The organism is Olleya sediminilitoris, assembly GCF_016785945.1.
In the GTDB taxonomy this organism is placed as follows: Bacteria; Bacteroidota; Bacteroidia; order Flavobacteriales; family Flavobacteriaceae; genus Olleya; species Olleya sediminilitoris.
In genome coordinates this window covers 84,935-103,849 of sequence record NZ_JAEMEF010000008.1, presented here as the reverse complement: position 1 = coordinate 103,849, position 18,915 = coordinate 84,935, and the positions used below count along the sequence as shown (strand labels likewise).

At 33.4% G+C, this 18,915-nt stretch carries 10 protein-coding genes; 7 read left to right on the top strand and 3 right to left on the bottom strand.

Annotated features, from left to right (window positions below; all coding sequences use genetic code 11):
• Positions 1 to 5 precede the first annotated feature (5 nt).
• Genes JAO71_RS10285 through JAO71_RS10275 form a run of 3 tightly spaced genes read right to left on the bottom strand, consistent with a single transcriptional unit; the run spans position 6 to position 5,905 of the window.
• The gene (locus JAO71_RS10285) at positions 6 to 1,037 is read right to left on the bottom strand and encodes a SusE domain-containing protein (protein ID WP_116823543.1); all 1,032 of its coding nucleotides are present in this window, start codon (positions 1,035 to 1,037) and stop codon (positions 6 to 8) included.
• 11 nt (positions 1,038 to 1,048) lie between these two features.
• Complete coding sequence (locus JAO71_RS10280; protein WP_116823542.1) at positions 1,049 to 2,980, bottom strand: RagB/SusD family nutrient uptake outer membrane protein; 1,932 nt, start codon at positions 2,978 to 2,980, stop codon at positions 1,049 to 1,051.
• 15 nt (positions 2,981 to 2,995) lie between these two features.
• Positions 2,996 to 5,905: a SusC/RagA family TonB-linked outer membrane protein gene (locus tag JAO71_RS10275; RefSeq protein WP_203000681.1), complete on the bottom strand. Its 2,910-nt coding sequence runs from the start codon at positions 5,903 to 5,905 to the stop codon at positions 2,996 to 2,998.
• A gap of 266 nt (positions 5,906 to 6,171) precedes the next feature.
• Here JAO71_RS10275 and JAO71_RS10270 point away from each other — a divergent pair, with 266 nt between their 5' ends.
• From JAO71_RS10270 to JAO71_RS10235, 7 genes are all read left to right on the top strand, one after another.
• The gene (locus JAO71_RS10270; protein WP_028289368.1) at positions 6,172 to 7,212 is read left to right on the top strand and encodes a LacI family DNA-binding transcriptional regulator; all 1,041 of its coding nucleotides are present in this window, start codon (positions 6,172 to 6,174) and stop codon (positions 7,210 to 7,212) included.
• 131 nt (positions 7,213 to 7,343) lie between these two features.
• Positions 7,344 to 8,717, top strand: a complete 1,374-nt coding sequence (locus tag JAO71_RS10265; RefSeq protein WP_203000679.1) for an MFS transporter — start codon at positions 7,344 to 7,346, stop codon at positions 8,715 to 8,717.
• Positions 8,718 to 8,720: 3 nt separating this feature from the next.
• Positions 8,721 to 9,377 (top strand): beta-phosphoglucomutase, encoded by a 657-nt coding sequence (gene pgmB, locus JAO71_RS10260; RefSeq protein ID WP_203000677.1) that lies wholly within the window; start codon positions 8,721 to 8,723, stop codon positions 9,375 to 9,377.
• Between the two features lie 88 nt (positions 9,378 to 9,465).
• Entirely contained in the window at positions 9,466 to 11,772 is a 2,307-nt protein-coding gene (locus JAO71_RS10255; RefSeq protein WP_203000675.1) for a glycoside hydrolase family 65 protein, read from the top strand.
• Positions 11,773 to 11,792: 20 nt separating this feature from the next.
• Entirely contained in the window at positions 11,793 to 13,712 is a 1,920-nt protein-coding gene (locus tag JAO71_RS10250) for a glycoside hydrolase family 13 protein (RefSeq protein WP_203000673.1), read from the top strand.
• Between the two features lie 42 nt (positions 13,713 to 13,754).
• Positions 13,755 to 17,231, top strand: coding sequence for a TIM-barrel domain-containing protein (locus JAO71_RS10240; RefSeq protein ID WP_236011239.1), 3,477 nt, complete (start codon positions 13,755 to 13,757; stop codon positions 17,229 to 17,231).
• 7 nt (positions 17,232 to 17,238) lie between these two features.
• A complete protein-coding gene (locus JAO71_RS10235) occupies positions 17,239 to 18,912 on the top strand; it encodes an alpha-amylase family glycosyl hydrolase (protein ID WP_203000671.1) in 1,674 nt (557 codons plus the stop codon).
• Positions 18,913 to 18,915: the final 3 nt, after the last annotated feature.

The following is an 18,915-nucleotide window of genomic DNA, read 5'->3' as shown; positions in this document are numbered from 1 at the left end:
TAAGATTACGGCTGTACTTCTAGCGTATAAGTTAGATTAAATAAATCTATAACAATATTATAAGTTCCAGCTGTTACAATAATATTATCTCCTCCATCATCTAGAGTATTATCTAAACCTGTGTCTCCGTAGTTGGTTCCCCAATCATTGTTTAATCTTAATTTTAGTTCACCATCAGTCAAATTGACTTTAGTTACGTAAAGGTCATTACCAGCTGGGTAAAAAGTCCAGTCTGGTCCATCCCAACCATTAGGAGTTGAGTCTCCAACTAATCCCCAAATATCAGTAGTTGAAGCATCTTCCATTGTATAGGTAAGATTGTTTAAATTCATGGTAATATAATATGTTCCTTCTGTAACAGTTATATTTCCTCCGTTAGCTTCTAAAGCGTTACCTGTTCCAGTAACTCCATAATTTACATCCCAATCATTATTTTCTCTAAACTTAATTTCACCATCAATTAAATGTACATAAGCAGCAAGTACACCTTCTGTGTCTGTTTTGTAAAGAGGTACGTCTAGCCCATCCCATGCATTAGGTGTAGCATCACCCACTATTCCCCAAGTTGTACTAAGGTCTGGAAGTCCTGGGTAAGGTGTTACAGTTAAATTTATAGCTTCAGAATATACACTTGATACATTACTTAATTTGACTTCAACTTTTAGTTGAACTTGAGCTTCTTCGTTTGGGGGTAATTCAAGCGCTGTTAAAAGTGTGTTTAGTTGTTGTACTGTAAAAGTTTTTTCTAAAGGCATACTTGCTGTAGCACTTTCTGGTGATGAAAAATCACCATTTTCTGTATCTATTAACACATTATATGCAAGAGGTGCTGCACTAAAACCAAAGTTTGGTTCTGTCCAAGTGACTATTAAAGCTTCTTCATCTGCGGTAGCTTCGGTTAAAACTACTGTATTTTCTGAAAGTGAAACTACAGGAATTCCGTTACTATTTAATTCGGTTATTTCCGTTTCATCACAACTCAAAAAAAGAGTTGCAATGCATAACGAAAGGACTAATTTATAAAATATATTTTTCATTTTAATAGTTATTAATACCCTTCATTTTGAGAAAGGTTTGGGTTAACTGTTATAATACTGTTAGGTAAAGGAAATAAGTTTCTGTAGTTTGAAACAGAAGTTCCTTGAGGACTATTACCTTTAAATGGCCATAAGTAAGCATCTGTCGTAAAATAGTCATAACGAATTAAATCACTACGTCTTTGGCCTTCCCAGTATAACTCTCTTGATCTTTCGTCAAGTATAAAGTCTAAAGTAATGTCTCCACTTGATATGTTAGCGCTTGAGTCTCCATTAGCTCTTTCAATTAATTCGTTAATTTTTGCTGTAGCAAGGTTTAGATCACCACTACCACCTCTAACAGTTGCTTCAGCATAGTTTAAATAAATTTCAGCTAATCTAATCAATGGAAGATCTGTATCTACAAAATCTCCTGCAGAATCAACACCTTGGTCACCATCACTATCGATATTTTTAAATTTAGTAACAGCATAGCCATCTGTAAACGAGGAGATATCTTCAATTTCTAAATTTTGACCATCAGTATAAAACATTGCTCTTTTATCACCTTCTATTGATGTTTCTAGTAAGTCATTGAAATCTACATTTTCAATACTATATGTTAAATTATCAAGATCTAAAGTGATATAATATTGTCCTGCTAAAACTGGGATATTTTGACCATCTGATTCTAAAGATAAATCAGCATTATCATCACCATAATTAGTTCCCCAATCGTTATTAAATCTAAATTTTAAAAAACCATCTGTTAATTCGGCATATATTGCAAATTGGTTAGTTCCAATTTGATACATTTTAGTATCTGGATCATTCCAGCCATTTGGTGTACCATCTCCTATAATTCCCCAATCAGACATTGCTCCTAATGCATTATTAATTTCTTGAATATCTTGAGTTAATACGGTATAGTTAAATTTTTCTTCTAGTTTTTTTGTGGTTCTAAGTCCAGCCCATCCACCATTAACACCAAATTCTGTGGCATCCATAGTTCCGCCAATAGCTGCATGTACTAAAAATGTACTACCACCATAAGTTTGTGATCTTAATCCATCAAAATTTAAAGCGAAAATGAATTCGTCTTGAGCTCCATTGGTATCATTATCAGCTAAAAATAGTTCGTCATAAGCTGTCCCGTTACCATTAGCGTCATTAATATTAATGCTGTATCCTGAGTTTATAACGTTATTAGAATAGGTCACACAATCTGTATAACGTGCAGTACCAGTCCATACTTCTGCATTTAAATATAATTTAGATAATAAAGCCCAAGCTGCAACTTCATCAACTCTTCCATATTCGTTAGAACGACCAGGTTTTAAATCTCCTTGAATATCAAGTAACTCTGATTCTACAAAATTAAATAATTCTGTTCTAGAGGCTTGTTGTGGTAAATCTGTAGATACTTCAGTTACTAAAGGAACATTACCAAATAAGTCAATTAAATTATAATAAGCAAAAGCTCTTAAAAAACGTGCTTCTGCAATAAAGCTTGACACTTCTCCATCAGTTAATGAAGCAGCATTGGTTATAAATGAATTACAAAATGATACTTCTTGAGCTAATCTATAATACATAGCTTCACTAAAATCATTGTTACCAGACCAGTACTGACCATGTAAGTCTGGTAAGCCAGCATCTCCCCAACCTACAACTGCATGATCTGTCGTTAATTCGTTTAGGTTAAAAAGCATTCTAGAATACTGAGAAAATCCTTCATCAATATCTGCAATATCTGCTTGTCCCGAAGGACCCTGTTGTCCTGTTAATGCTAGACTGGCATATAATTTTGCTAATGCACCTTTAGCTTCGGTTGCATTTGCAAATACATCTTCTTCAGTAAAACTATCTGGATCAATTGGTGATTGATCTAAATCGTCGTGACATGATACCAATCCTAAGGACAGGACCATGATTACAATTAGGTGTTTAAGTTTTGTTTTCATTTTTCTTTTCTTTTATTAAAAATCAATGTTTACTCCCATTACAAATGATCTAGGTCTTGGATAAAAATTATTATCGATACCTAAATTAATTTCTGGGTCCAATCCATTGTAATCTGTTACTGTTAATACGTTTTGTAATGATCCGTAAAATCTAAACGTTGTATTTTTTACTTTATCTAAAGTATAACCAATTGTAATATTGTCTATTTTAAAGAAAGAAGCTTCTTGTACAAAGTGATCACTTACAGCTGTATTAGCATCTAATACAGTAAAACCAGTATTGTAATAATCTGTATGGATATTTGTTAAGATGTTGTTATTTGTTGCATTAGCTAAAACTCCTCTATTAGCTTCAACATCATTATACATATAGTTACCTAGGCTAGCTCTTGATTGTAGTGAAAAATCCCAGTTTTTATAGTTTATATTAGTGTTAAAACCCATTAGGACATCTCCAAAAGGATCTTCTTTGACGTATTTGTCTTCGTCATTAATAATGTTATCACCATTTCTATCTACAAATACACCTTCTAGTGGTGTCCCATTAGCGTCATAAACTTGTTCAAAAACATAGAAACTATTTGCAGATTCACCTTCTCTGTGTATTTGAACTGTATTACCTACACCTGTAGAGATACCTCCTTGAGGTTGATCTGTGTTAAGTTTAGTTATCTCGTTTTCGTTTAAAGAAATATTGTAATTAACTGACCATTCAAAATTATCAGTTTTTACAGGTATCACATTTAAATTGAATTCTAAACCTTTATTTTCCATGTTACCAATATTTGCATTTATTCGGTTTCCAAAGTTTGTGAAAGGGTCAACTAATGAACTTGCAATAAGGTCATTTGTTTCTTTCATATATGCATTTATTGATCCAGAAACACGTCTGTTAAAAAAGGCATAGTCTAAACCAACATTAAATGTTTTTCCAATTTCCCAACGTAAATCTTCATTAATAGGTTCTGGTCTGTAAGTTTGAAAAAAGCCACTTCCAAATTGATAATTTGCTGTATCTGTACTTCCGTTATAACGTGTTAAAAACTGGTAATCACCTAATCCATTAACGTTACCTACTTCACCATAACCAACACGTAATTTTAATTCATTAAAAAATGAATCTTGCATAAAATCTTCTTGATGTATACTCCAAGCTGCAGCTACAGAAGGGAAAATTCCCCAACGATCATCAGGATTTAATTTTGAAGAGGCATCGGCTCTTAAAGTAGCGGTAACATAATATTTGCTATCATAATTGTAATTGGCTCTACCAAAGTAAGATAATAAAACATTTTTAGATTTATCTATAAACTCAAATTGATTTCCGTCTTCCTCAGCTTCACTATCATTACTAAAATTATCGTACTCAAAAGATTGGTATGAGTATCCTCCAGCAACTGTTAAATTATGTATATCATTAAGTGTTTTATTGTAAGTTAAATAAGCATCAAACAATTTGTTGTAAGAATTTTGATTATAACTTGTTTTTGATCCGTTGAAGGTCTCATCAGAAGTTGGTATTAGCTCACTAGTAACTGTACGTCCATGACTGTTTGATGTGTCATAACCAACATTTATAGTTGCAGTTAGAGCTTCAAAACCGTGGATTTTGTAATCTACTTTTGCATTTCCAACAAAACGTCTCACTTCTGCTGTGTCATCCTTTAAGTTTAATAAGGCTAGTGGATTTGTAGGAGCCAAACTATTTTGGTTACCAGTTCCATTATCTAACCAAGTAAAATATCCACCATATTGTGAGTTAGTATCAAATATAGATTGTGTTGGGTCAAAACTTACAGCACTTCCAATAGCACCTCTGTCAGAAAAAGTATTTTCCGTGTACATTGCTCTTGCATTTAAAGCCACTTTTAAATGATCATCTAATAGGCTAGGAGTTAGGCTTAAAGATCCAGTAGTACGTTTTAAATTGTCTCCATCTAATATTCCATCATGTTCAGAATATCCTAAAGAGGCACGCATTGGTACTCCAAAAGCACTTCCTAAAGCACTAAAGTTATGATCTTGTCCAAAAGCAGTCCTGTAGATTTCATCTTGCCAATTTGTATTAGCATTACCTAATAACGCAATTTGCTCTGGAGAACCAATGTCGTTAATCAAAGTTCTAAACTGACTTGCAGACATGACATCAATATCATCAATTGGACTATAAACAGTTGTTTGAGAGCTAACATTAAATTTAAAATCTTTGTTTTTTCCTTTTTTAGTTGTTATTAAAACAACACCATTTGCAGCTCTTGAACCATAAATAGCGGTTGAAGAAGCGTCTTTTAAAACAACAAATGTTTCGATGTCATTTGGGTTTATAAAGTTTAAAGGGTTTCTGGTTCCTCCAACTCCACCATTGTCTAATGGTATACCATCAATAACGTAAAGTGGTTCAGTAGTTAAAGATAAAGATCCAGCACCACGAATTGTTATACTTTGTCCTTCACCAGGTGCACCACTTCCAGAGGTTACATTTACACCTGCAACTTTACCACTAATTAATGATTGAGCAGATACTATAGGACCTTTGTTAAAATCCTCACTTGTTAGTAGGTCTGTTGTACCTGTAATGTCTTCTTTTTTAACACCACCATATCCAATTACAACGATTTCGTCCAAAAGCGCAGCGTCTTCAACTAATTTTATATTAAGAGTAGATTCACCATTATAAGTGATTTCTTGTGTGTTGTAACCAACGTAAGAGAATACTAAAACATCTCCTTTATTAGCCTCAATGGTAAACTGACCATCAAAATCAGTAGTAGTACCTTTAGTTGTATTTTTTATAACAACATTGGCAGTTGGTATGGGTAGGGCAGATGCTTGCTCTGTTACCTTACCTGTAACTGTGCTTTGAGCCAAAATTACAGTAGGTATAAACAGTAAAGCTAGTAGTAGCCTTTTAAAAATTGTTTTCATACAATATTATTAAGTTAGTTTTAATTTTTTAGTATATATTTTTACTTCTCGATGATAAAGCTATGTAAATTTTGTGTTAATTTTTTGTATCGTTTTTGAGAATACGCTACGAAAACGTTTTCGTGTTGACAACTTTTTGCGATTTTAAGAAAAATCACCTCCAAATAATGAATAATCATCACTTTGTGACTTTCGTTTTAATTAAACTAATAACTTTACGTCATTATTTTTATTAATCTACAACATTGTCATTCAGTTTAAATTTTATGAAAAAAAAAGTAACCCTAAAACAAATAGCAAGAGAGTTAGATGTGTCTATTTCAACAGTATCTAAAGCCTTAAGAAATAGTATCGAAATTAGTGAAGATACACGTCAAAAAGTTCAGGCTTTTGCTAAGCTATATAATTACAGACCAAATAATATTGCACTGAGTTTAAAAAATAGGAAGACAAAAACTATAGGTATTATAATACCAGAAATTGTGCATCACTTTTTCTCCAAGGTCATTAGTGGTATAGAGGCTGTAGCCAATCAAAGAGGGTATAATGTTATTGTTGGATTATCAAACGAGTCTTTTGCTAAAGAGGTTATAAATATGGAAATGTTAGCCAACGGAAGTATAGATGGTTTTATATTGTCTATTGCAAAAGAAACCCAACAGCAGCAAGACTTTCATCATTTTACTGAAACTATTAATCAAGGAATGCCAATTGTAATGTTTGATCGTGTGGTTAACGATATTAAATGCGATAAAGTAATAGTTGATGACTCTGAAGGTGCAAAATTAGCAGTCAATAAATTAATTGCTTGTGGTTGTAAAAACATAGCAATTGTAACTACTAAAGATTATGTTAGTGTAGGAAAATTAAGGACTCAAGGGTATTTAGAAGCTTTAGAAGATCATAAAATACATCCAAAAGCAAGTTTAATATTAAAAGTTCATGATCAATTATTATCCGAAGATCATTTAGATTCTTTAGAAGTAGAAATTGAAAACTTATTTAAAAATAATAAAAAAATTGACGGTGTTTTTGCTGTAAACGAGCTGTATGCTATTACAACAATGAAGGTTGCTAGAAAGTTAGGATTAACAATTCCAGACGATTTGCAAATTGTTGGTTTTACAGATGGTGTTTTATCTAAACATGCAGTACCTGCTTTAACTACAGTCAGTCAACATGGTAAAAAAATAGGCGAAAAAGCAGCTGAATTATTGATAAATAATTTAGAAAGAGAAGACGAAGAAGATATCTACGAAACCGTAGTTATTGAAACCGAATTAATTGAGCGTGACTCCACAAAATAAAAATTTAACATTGCTCAATTAAAATCTTTTATATCTTTACGACATTCAAAACATATATTTTTACTTCTCAGGTAATATAGTTTTGATAAGTATAAGCTTGTCAAAATAGTAATAATTTAAACTTACTATTTATGAAAAAGCGTACCCTTGGCTTTTGGGAAATCTGGAACATGAGTTTTGGTTTCTTAGGAATTCAATTTGGTTTTGCACTACAAGGAGGCTTCATGTCTCGAATATTTCAAACATTAGGAGCAAGTAAAGACGAAATCCCATTACTTTGGATAGCAGCACCTTTAACAGGTTTACTAGTCCAACCCATTATTGGTTACATGAGTGATCGTACTTGGAGTGTAAAATGGGGACGACGACGTCCTTATTTTTTAGTAGGAGCTATCTTAAGTTCTCTAGCACTATTTTTTGTGCCCTATTCTCCAGCACTTTGGGTCGCAGCAGGATTTTTATGGATTTTGGATGCTTCCATTAATGTATCTATGGAGCCATTTAGAGCACTTGTTGCAGACAAACTTCCCGAATCTCAACGCTCGTATGGTTTTGTAGTTCAAACGCTAATTATTGGTATAGGTACTTGGGTCGCTAGTAATTTACCTTGGATGGTGTCTCAATTTGGAGTTAGTGATGCTGCAGATTCTGGTGTGATACCAGACTCTGTAAAAATTGCATTCGCCATTGGTGCCTTCGTATTTTTACTAAGTATTCTTTATACAGTATTTACAACAACCGAATATCCTCCAGAAGACATGGAAGAGTTCGAACGTGAAAAAGCTAAAAAGAATAACTTCATTCCAGACATTTTAAACAATATTGGTAACATGCCATTAACCATGAAAAAATTAGGAGTCATCCAATTCTTTTCTTGGTTTGCCTTTTTTACCATGTGGAGTTTAGCAAATCCAGCACTTACAGAGCATGTTTTTAGCACACCAGCTCCAATAGAAAGTGCTTTTGATATGGCAGACACAGTACAAAAAGCAGCGTTTGATACACAAAACACAGCCTTTCAAAAATCATCAAATTTAGTAGGTTCTGCGATGGGAATTTACGGTTTATCATCAATGGCTTTTGCATTACTATTAGTACTGTATACTTCTAAAAGACGCATCAACCGTAAGTTAGTACATATGGGATCTCTAATTTTAGGAGGTGTTGGTTTCCTGGCAATGAATTATGCTTCGCCAGAACATCTTAAGTATTGCTTTGTATTAATAGGCTTTGCTTGGGGAAGTATTTTATCAATGCCTTACGCCATGTTATCTAGTTCTGTAGATCCTAAAAAAATGGGAGTTATTATGGGAATATTCAACATGTTTATAGTAATCCCACAAATTATTGCTGCCTTAGGCGGAATCAACTTTGTCTCTAGTTTATTAGGCGACGAAGCTATAAATGCAATGACAGTTGCAGGAATAAGTTTAATAATTGCAGGACTTTGCAACTTATTAATCACAAATAAAAACGCAATTACTTATCAAGCTGAAGAAATTTAAAAAATGAATAAAAAAGGATTCATATTCGATTTAGATGGTGTCATTGTTGACACTGCAAAATATCACTTTTTAGCATGGAAAAACCTTGCAAAAAGTATAGATATAGATTTTACACACGAGCAAAACGAACAACTTAAAGGTGTAAGTCGTGTAAAATCATTAGAAAAAATACTGGATTGGGGAAATAAAACCATTTCAGAGGAACTATTTACATCTTTAATGGGTAAAAAAAATGAAGAGTATCTAAGCTTCATTGCAAAAATGACAGATGAAGAAATTTTACCTGATGTACCAAAAACTTTAGATTATTTAATAGAAAACCAACAGCCAATTTCTTTAGGTTCTGCAAGTAAAAATGCACGACCAATTTTAGAGAAAGTCAATTTGCTTTCAAAGTTTAATGCTATTGTTGATGGTAACGATGTTAGTAAAGCAAAACCAGATCCAGAAGTATTTTTAATTGCAGCAAAGCATTTAAACATGAAACCAGAAGATTGTATTGTTTTTGAAGATTCTGTAGCTGGTGTTCAAGCTGCAAATACTGCAAATATGATATCTATTGGTATAGGAGAAAAAGAGGTATTACATGAAGCAGATTATATTTTTTCAGATTTCACCGAAATTGAAAATAGCTTCATTCAAGAATTAATAAACAGATAAAACAACGTCATTCTCAACATAGTGAAGAAATCTCATCCAAAGCGTATCTCTTCATTTTATGCTTAGCAATGACAAATAAATATAAAAAATGAATCAAGATTATATACAACCAGACAGTTGGTCTATAATTGAAGAAGGGTTTGATGCAGATCGCGTAAAATCCTCAGAAAGTTTATTCAGCATCGGAAATGGTGCAATGGGTCAACGTGCTAATTTTGAAGAACAATACACAGGTCCAACCTTTCAAGGAAGCTACATTGCAGGCGTTTATTATCCTGACAAAACCAGAGTTGGTTGGTGGAAAAATGGTTATCCAGAGTATTTTGCTAAAGTATTAAATGCACCAAATTGGATAGGTATTAATGTAGAAATTAATGGAGAACAACTAGATTTAAACACCTGTGTTTCGGTTTCTAATTTTAGAAGAGAGCTTAACATGCAAGAAGGTTGGTTATCGAGATCGTTTACTGCAACGCTTCAAAATAAATTAGAAATTGAAGTGAAAGTACTTCGTTTTTTAAGTCTAGATTTAGATGAAGTTGGAGCTATAAATTACCAAGTAACTCCTTTAAATGGAGAAGCAACAATTAAGTTTCAACCGTATTTAGATTCAGGTATTACAAATGAAGATACCAATTGGGACGACCAATTTTGGGATACTTTAAACGTAAGTACAGAAAACGAGCAAGCATTTATTGAAGCAAAAACAATGAAAACTGGTTTTCATACTTGTACATTTATGCAGTCTTCAGTTTTTGTAAATAATACAAAACAAGAGCAAACACCAGAAATAGATAAACAAGCAAATGCTATTTCATTTACGTATACAGTTTCTGTGAATTCAGGTGAAACTGCAAGCATCCAAAAGTTTGGTGGTTATGCAGTAGATAGAAATCATGATGAAAATCAATTGATAGCAGCAGCCAAAAAAACATTAAATACTGCTTCCAATTTAGGATTCCATGCACTTTTAAATAAGCAAAAAGAGGCTTGGTCCAAAATTTGGGAAATGTCTGATATCACTATCGATGGTGACGTAAAAGCACAACAAGGTATTCGTTTTAATATTTTTCAATTAAATCAAACCTACTTAGGAAAAGATTCTACTTTAAATATTGGACCAAAAGGATTTACAGGAGAAAAGTATGGTGGTAGTACCTATTGGGATACCGAAGCGTATTGCATTCCTTTTTATATGGCTACCAAAGATCAAAAAGTAGCAAGAAGCTTACTGCAATATCGTTATAATCATTTAGAAAAAGCGATTGAAAATGCAGAGAAATTAGGTTTTAATAATGGCGCAGCATTGTATCCAATGGTAACCATGAATGGTGAAGAATGCCATAACGAATGGGAAATTACCTTTGAAGAAATTCACAGAAATGGAGCTATCGCATTTGCCATTTTTAACTACTATCGTTATACAGGAGATTACAGCTATATTCCAGAAATGGGATTAGAAGTTCTTATTGGTATTGCTAGATTCTGGCAACAACGTGCTACTTTTTCTACAGATAAAAACAAGTATGTTATTTTAGGTGTTACTGGTCCTAATGAATATGAAAATAACATCAATAATAACTTTTATACCAACTATTTAGCTAAATGGTGTATCGATTATGCTTTAGAGCAAATAGAAAAAGTAAAAGAAGGTTATAACGACGATTATTTGCGTATTTCTGGTAAAACAAAAATTACAGATAGCGAACTAGAAGCTTGGAAAAAAGTAGCAGATAACATGTTTTTCCCTTATTCGGAAAAACATCAAGTATACCTACAACAGGATGGCTTTTTAGATAAAGAATTAATTACGGTTGCAGATTTACCAAATCAAGATAGACCAATAAACCAAAAGTGGAGTTGGGATCGTATTTTACGTTCGCCATACATCAAACAAGCAGATACATTACAAGGTTTTTACTTCTTTGAAGATCAATTTTCAACCGAAGAATTAAAACGTCATTTCGATTTTTATGAACCATTTACAGTACATGAAAGTTCGCTGTCACCTTGTGTACACAGTATTCAAGCTGCTAAATTAGACCAAATGGAGCAAGCGTATACGTTCTATTTACGTACGTCTCGTTTAGATTTAGACGATTATAATAAAGAGGTAGAAGAAGGTTTACATATTACCAGTATGGCTGGAACATGGATGAGTATTGTAGAAGGTTTTGGTGGTATGCGTGTTAAAAACGATACGCTACATTTTGAACCTCGTATTCCTAAAGAATGGGAAGCGTATTCATTTAAAGTAAACTTTAGAGATCAAATTTTAAAAGTGAATGTATCACAATCGGAAACGACTTTCGAGTTAGAAGGAAATACAGACCTAAACATTCAAGTAAATGATAATTTAGTAACAGTATCGCCAAATAACTTGGTGAAAATTTAAAACTAAACACACTAATTAGGATGAAAAAATTAATTCCACTAGCATTAGTAATTTTAATTAGTGTTAGTTTTTCTTGTCAGAAGGAAACTGAAAAAACAACAACTTCTGAAGTTGTAACCGAAGTTAAAAACGATATCGAGCGTATAGAACCTCCACATTGGTGGACTGGTTTTAATAATACAAAAGTGCAATTATTGGTGAAGCATGCTAATATTTCGGAAGCAATACCTAGTATAAATTATGCAGGAGTTTCTATTGAAAAAGTGCATAAAGCAGACAGCCCTAATTATCTGTTTTTAGATCTAAATATTTCAGAAAGTGCGAAAGCAGGACAATTCAATATTCATTTTAAATTTAATGAAGAAAAAGAGCTTGTTCAAACCTACGAAGTAAAAGGACGTGTAAAAGAAGCTTCCGATTATCAAGGTTTTGATAGTACAGATGCTATTTATCTAATCACTCCAGATCGTTTTGCAAATGGCGATACTTCTAATGATATAAAGGAAGGTTTAAAGGAGAAAACCATCAATAGAAAAGACGATTATGCACGTCATGGTGGTGATTTACGAGGCATTATTCAGCATTTAGATTATATAGAGGATATGGGTTTTACTCAAATTTGGTCGTGTCCTTTATTAACTAATGATATGGAAAGAGCTTCGTATCATGGTTACGCCATGACCGATTTTTACCAAGTAGATCCACGTTACGGAAGCTTAGAAGAATACCAAGAATTAGCTACAAAAGCGAAAGAAAAAGGTATTGGTATAATCATGGATCAAGTAGCTAATCATTGCGGAAGTGCACACTGGTGGATGCAAGATTTACCATTTAAAGATTGGGTGAACCAACAAGAGAGCTTTGAAAATAACAAACCATTAAATAATTCTAATCATAGACGTACCAGTAATCAAGATTTGTATGCTTCTAAACGCGATAAAAAAGAAATGGCAGAAGGTTGGTTTGTACCTACAATGCCAGATTTAAATCAGCGTAATCCGTTTATGGCAAACTATATTATACAAAATAGTATTTGGTGGGTAGAAACATTAAACCTTAGCGGAATTCGTCAAGACACCTATCCTTATCCAGATAAAAATTTCATGGCTAATTGGGCAGGAGCGATTATGAGCGAATACCCAAATTTTTCAATTGTTGGAGAAGAATGGAGTACTAATCCGTTGTTAATTGCCTATTGGCAAGAAGGGCATGACAATAAAGATGGTTACGATTCTAATTTAAGGTCGACCATGGATTTTGCCATGCAAAAAAATACGGTAGATGCTTTAAACGAAGACGAAAAATGGGATACTGGATTGGTGAAAATATACGAAGGTTTAGCAAACGATTTTGCCTACGCCTCACCAAAAGATATTATGGTATTTCCAGACAATCATGATATGAGTCGCATTTTTACACAATTAAAAGGAGATGTGCCAAATACCAAAATGGCTTTAAGCTATCTATTAACCTTACCTAGAATTCCGCAATTGTATTACGGAACAGAAATCTTAATGAACGATTTTGAAAAACCTGGCGATCATGGTTTTATTCGTACCGATTTTCCTGGAGGTTGGCAAGATGATGCTGTTAATGCATTTTCAGGTGAAGGTTTAACAGATGCGCAAAAAGACATGCAGTTATTTCTTAAAAAAGTATTGAATTACAGAAAATCTAGTGATGCTATACACAATGGGAAAACCATCCATTTTGCACCATTTATGGGAACGTATTTCTTATTTAGAGCTATTGAAGGCGAAACTGTTGTTTTAATCATTAATAAAAATAACGAACCAATTAGTTTAGATTTAAAACGTTTTGAAGAAGTTGGTTTACATGGCAAAACATTAAAAAACATAATAACAAATGAAACTTTTGTTTGGGAAGATGAAATTATCTTAAATGAAAGAGGAAGTATGTTATTATCTACTAAATTATAAATTAAATGTCACCTCGAGCGCAGTCGAGAGGTCTCCATCGTAATGAAAAATATTATATACATACTATCGCTTTTACTTGTACAATTCACCTTTGCTCAGGTAACCATAATAGTTGAAGCACTTCCAGAAGACACACCAAAATACGCATCCCTATTTATTTCTGGAGATTTTGAAGGTTGGTCTGGCGGACACAAAGACTACCAATTACAATTCGTAAATGGTAAGCATCAAATAACACTTCCTAAAACGGAACAACGAATTTTATATAAGTTTACCTTAGGGAATTGGGAGACTTCAGAAAGTACCAATACAGGTAAAAAAATAGATAATCGTATCTATAAGTTTACAGAGTCTAACGACACAATACATGTAAAAATAGCTGGTTGGAGCCATATGTTTGATAATAAAGATGTTTCTACTGCTTCAAAAAACGTATCCATTATTTCTGGAACATTTCAAATCCCACAACTTAACAGAAAACGTCGTGTTTGGGTGTATTTACCACCAGATTATCAGACTTCAAAGCAAGATTATCCTGTGGTTTACATGCATGATGGTCAGAATATTTTTGATGCTAAAACCTCTGGTTATGGCGAGTGGAAGGTAGACGAAACCTTAGACAAACTATTTAAAGATAACTTGAAACTAATCGTAGTTGGTGTCGATAATGGCGAATCTAAACGTTTAGATGAATATTCTCCATGGACCAATGCTAAATATGGAGGTGGCGAAGGTGAAGCTTACGTCAATTTTATTGTCAATACACTAAAACCGTACATTGATTCTAACTACAATACCAAAAAAGATAGAGCTAATACAGCCATTTTTGGTAGTTCTATGGGAGGTTTAATTTCGCATTATGCAGCTTTAAAATACCCAACAGTTTTTGGTAAAGTTGGTGTGTATTCTCCTGCATTTTGGTTTGCTCCAGAAGTGCATCCTTTTACAAAATCTCATGCTAATATCAAGGATACTAAAATGTACTTTTTAGCTGGAGGAAAAGAAGGTGAAAACGCAGGTTATAACGAGATTAGCCAAACCGTTACAGATATGAATAGTATCATTTCTATTTTAAAAGATAACGGATTTCCAAAAAAAAACATACAATCTAAGGTCGTATCTGAAGGCAAACATAACGAAGCACTTTGGAGTAATAATTTTGGTGAAGCTATAACGTGGTTGTTTGAAGATGCGATTCAAAAAAGAGAGTTTATTAGTTATGAAGAAAAGAAAGGTTTCTTTCAAATAAATGTTAATGATGGAATTTTTAGAATAGTTAGGCATGCTCCAAAAATCATAGAAACAACATTTATTTCTAAAGGAGAATCATTTTTTGAAGACTCTCATGCAGTAATTTCTGAAGGTGATATTTATTATACTATATCTAGAGAAGACGAACAGTATGTCTATATAATCACAGATGGAATTAAAGTAACAATTCAAAAACAACCTTTCAATATTTCATACTCCTACAAAGGAAAAGAAATCACTACAGTTAAAAATGGCTACCAAAAAACAGACGATTTTGAAACGATCAGTTTTAACTTAAAACCAGAGGAAGTATTGTATGGTGGAGGCGCAAGAGCGTTAGGGATGAATAGACGTGGTAATCGTTTAGAATTATACAACAAAGCACATTATGGTTACGAAGATAGAAGTGAACTAATGAATTACACCATGCCAATTGTGGTGTCTTCAAACAAGTATTTAATTCATTTTGATAATGCACCTATTGGCTTTTTAGATTTAGATAGCAAAGCAGATAACACATTAACCTACGAAACGATTTCTGGTAGAAAAACCTATCAAGTAATAGTTGGTGATTCTTGGTTAGATCTTACTAAAAACTATACTAAACTTACAGGAACACAACCCATGCCACCACGTTGGGCTTTAGGTAATTTTTCTAGTCGATTTGGATACCATTCACAAGAAGAAGTAACTGCTACTGTAGAAAAATTTAGAGAAGAGAACATTCCATTAGATGCTATTATTATCGATATTTTTTGGTTCGGAAAAACCATTCAAGGTACTATGGGAAATCTAGCGTTTGATCGCGATTCTTTTCCTAATCCGAAACAAATGATAAAAGGATTAAAAGACAATAATGTGAAAACGGTTTTGGTCACAGAACCGTTTGTATTAACCACTTCTAATCGTTGGGACGAAGCGGTAAAAGCAGATGTTTTAGCTAAAGATTCAATAGGGAATCCGTTTACTTTCGATTTCTATTTTGGTAATACTGGTTTGATTGATATCTATAATCCGAAAGGAAAAAAATGGTTTCAAAATATTTATAAAGACTTAGCCGATTTAGGTGTTTCTGGTGTTTGGGGAGATTTAGGAGAACCAGAAGTGCATCCTAAAGGATTACATCACGCAACAGGAACAGCAGACGAAGTACATAATATTTATGGTCATAATTGGGCAGAATCTGTGCAAGAGATGTACACACAAAACTTTCCAAACACAAGACCGTTTATTTTAATGCGTGCAGGTAGTTCTGGTTCACAAAGGTTTGGAATGATTCCTTGGTCTGGGGATGTAAACAGAACTTGGGGAGGATTACAATCTCAGCCAGAAATTGCACTGCAAATGGGATTACAAGGTTTGGCTTTTATGCACAGCGATTTAGGTGGTTTTGCTGGTAATAATTTAGACGATGAGTTGTATGCACGATGGTTACAGTATGGTGTATTTCAACCAATTTACAGACCACATGCACAAGAAGAAGTACCTGCAGAACCTGTTTTTAGAAGCGATAAAGCGAAAGCCTTAGCAAAAGAGTCTATCGAATTACGTTACAAATTACTACCATATAACTACAATTTAGTTTTCGAAAATAACCAAACTGGTGCGCCTTTAATGCGAGCCTTGTTTTTTGAAGAGGAAGACAATAAAAAGTTACAAACCAATGCGTCAACATACCTTTGGGGTAATGACTTTTTAGTCACGCCAATTGTACAATCAGAACAAAAAGGAGCTAAGGTTTACTTTCCTAAAAATAGTAATTGGTTCGATTTTTATACCAATAAAAAAGTAGAAGGCGGACAAACACTTACTGTTAAAACGGAAGAAAATTACATTCCAACGTACGTTCGTGGTGGTGCATTTATTCCAACTGCAAAACCTATGCAAAGCACTGCAGAATATAATGGTACTAATGTAGACTTACATTATTATTATGATGCTTCTGTTACTAATAGTAAAAGAACCTTATATAATGATGATGGAGCAACCAAAAATGCTTTTGAAAAAGGAAGCTATGAAATTCTAGAATTTGAAGCAGAAACCACTACAAAGCTTTTAGAATTAGAGTTTGAAGCAGAAACAGGTGCTAATTACAAAACAACTACTAAAAACATAGATGTTGTAATTCACAATTTCCCTAAAGCACCGAAACGTATTAAAAGCAATGGAAAAAAAGTAGATTATAATTACAACGAAGCAACCAAAACACTACGTTTTAATCTGCAATGGGAAACGTCTAAAGACCTTGAAACACAAATAAAATACTAAGTATAACATGAAAAAGAGCATACTTTTAATCGCATTATCTATTCTTGTTTTCGGTTGTAAAACTGATAAAAAAGCAAATCAAGATATTTCAGAAAACACGAAAAAAGAAGACGTTAAAACCCCTTTTGTTTGGGATGCTGCAAACGTTTATTTTTTATTAACCGATCGTTTTAATAATGGCGATAAAGCCAATGACGTAAATTATGGAAGAACTAAAGAAACTGCTGTTTTACGTGGTTTTGAAGGTGGCGATTTACAAGGAGTCACGCAAAAAATTGAAGACGGTTATTTTACCAATTTAGGAATCAATGCCATTTGGATGTCACCAATTGTTGAGCAAATTCATGGCGCAACCGATGAGGGTACTGGAAACACGTATGGATTTCATGGTTATTGGACTAAAGATTGGACCAATATTGATGCCAATTTAGGAACCAAAGAAGATTTACAAAACCTGGTGGATGCTGCACATAAAAAAGGCATTCGTGTGTTGTTAGATGCAGTAATTAATCATACAGGACCTGTTACAGAGCAAGATCCTGTTTGGCCAAGTGATTGGGTAAGAACAGATCCACAATGTCAATATAATAATTACGAAAATACCGTTACTTGTACTTTAGTTAAAAACCTTCCAGACATTAAAACCGAAAGTAATGAAGCTGTTGAATTACCACCACAATTGGTAGAAAAGTGGAAAGCCGAAGGTCGTTATGACGAAGAAGTTACAGAATTAGATGCCTTCTTTAAAGCCACAGGTCATCCTCGTGCACCTCGTTTTTACATCATGAAATGGTTGAGCGATTACATTACAGATTTTGGTATTGATGGTTACAGAGTCGATACTGTTAAACATACAGAAGCTTTTGTTTGGCAAGAGTTTAAAGACGTTTGTGATAACGCTTTCGCGGAATTTAAGCAGCAAAACCCAAACAAAGTTTTAGACAATAATGCTTTTTACTTGGTTGGAGAAGTGTATAACTACGGAATTTCTGCAGGAACCGCTTTCGATTTTGGTGATAAAAAAGTAAATTATTTCGATGCTGCTTTTAATAGCCTAATCAATTTTGAATTTAAATGGAATGCAGCACAGCAAACCTACGAAGAGCAATTCAAAAAATATGATAGTCTTTTACATACTAGCCTTAAAGGTTATGGTGTTTTAAACTATTTAACGTCTCATGACGACGGACAACCTTTCGATAAAAATAGAGAGAAAACCTACGAAACTGCAACACGATTATTACTATCTCCTGGAGCTTCACAAGTATATTATGGAGATGAATCTGCAAGAGATTTAACTATAGAAGGTACGGTTGGAGATGCTACTTTAAGAAGTTTCATGAATTGGAATGAAATAGCACAGCAACAAGATTTGCTTATCCACTGGCAAAAATTAGGGCAATTTAGACGTAATCATCCTTCGGTTGGAGCAGGAAAACATACCATGCTAAGTAATACACCTTACCTTTTTAGTAGAAGGTATACCAAAGGTGATTTTAAAGATGATGTCATTATTGGTATCGATATTCCTAAAGGAAAACATACTATCGATGTGTCTTCAGTTTTTAAGGAAGGAGCACAAATTAAAGACTTTTATTCTGGAGAAATTCTAGAAGTTACACACGGAAAAATCACAATAGATACAGAGTTTAACATCCTATTATTAGAAAATATTAAATAAACA

Bases quoted from the DNA above. Each gene is read 5' to 3' on its own strand.
- JAO71_RS10240 (WP_236011239.1), top strand. From the start codon at position 13,755: ATGAAAAATATTATATACATACTATCGCTTTTACTTGTACAATTCACC.
- JAO71_RS10255 (WP_203000675.1), top strand. From the start codon at position 9,466: ATGAATCAAGATTATATACAACCAGACAGTTGGTCTATAATTGAAGAA.
- JAO71_RS10265 (WP_203000679.1), top strand. From the start codon at position 7,344: ATGAAAAAGCGTACCCTTGGCTTTTGGGAAATCTGGAACATGAGTTTT.
- JAO71_RS10285 (WP_116823543.1), bottom strand. From the start codon at position 1,037: ATGAAAAATATATTTTATAAATTAGTCCTTTCGTTATGCATTGCAACT.
- JAO71_RS10250 (WP_203000673.1), top strand. From the start codon at position 11,793: ATGAAAAAATTAATTCCACTAGCATTAGTAATTTTAATTAGTGTTAGT.
- JAO71_RS10280 (WP_116823542.1), bottom strand. From the start codon at position 2,980: ATGAAAACAAAACTTAAACACCTAATTGTAATCATGGTCCTGTCCTTA.
- pgmB (WP_203000677.1), top strand. From the start codon at position 8,721: ATGAATAAAAAAGGATTCATATTCGATTTAGATGGTGTCATTGTTGAC.
- JAO71_RS10275 (WP_203000681.1), bottom strand. From the start codon at position 5,905: ATGAAAACAATTTTTAAAAGGCTACTACTAGCTTTACTGTTTATACCT.
- JAO71_RS10270 (WP_028289368.1), top strand. From the start codon at position 6,172: ATGAAAAAAAAAGTAACCCTAAAACAAATAGCAAGAGAGTTAGATGTG.
- JAO71_RS10235 (WP_203000671.1), top strand. From the start codon at position 17,239: ATGAAAAAGAGCATACTTTTAATCGCATTATCTATTCTTGTTTTCGGT.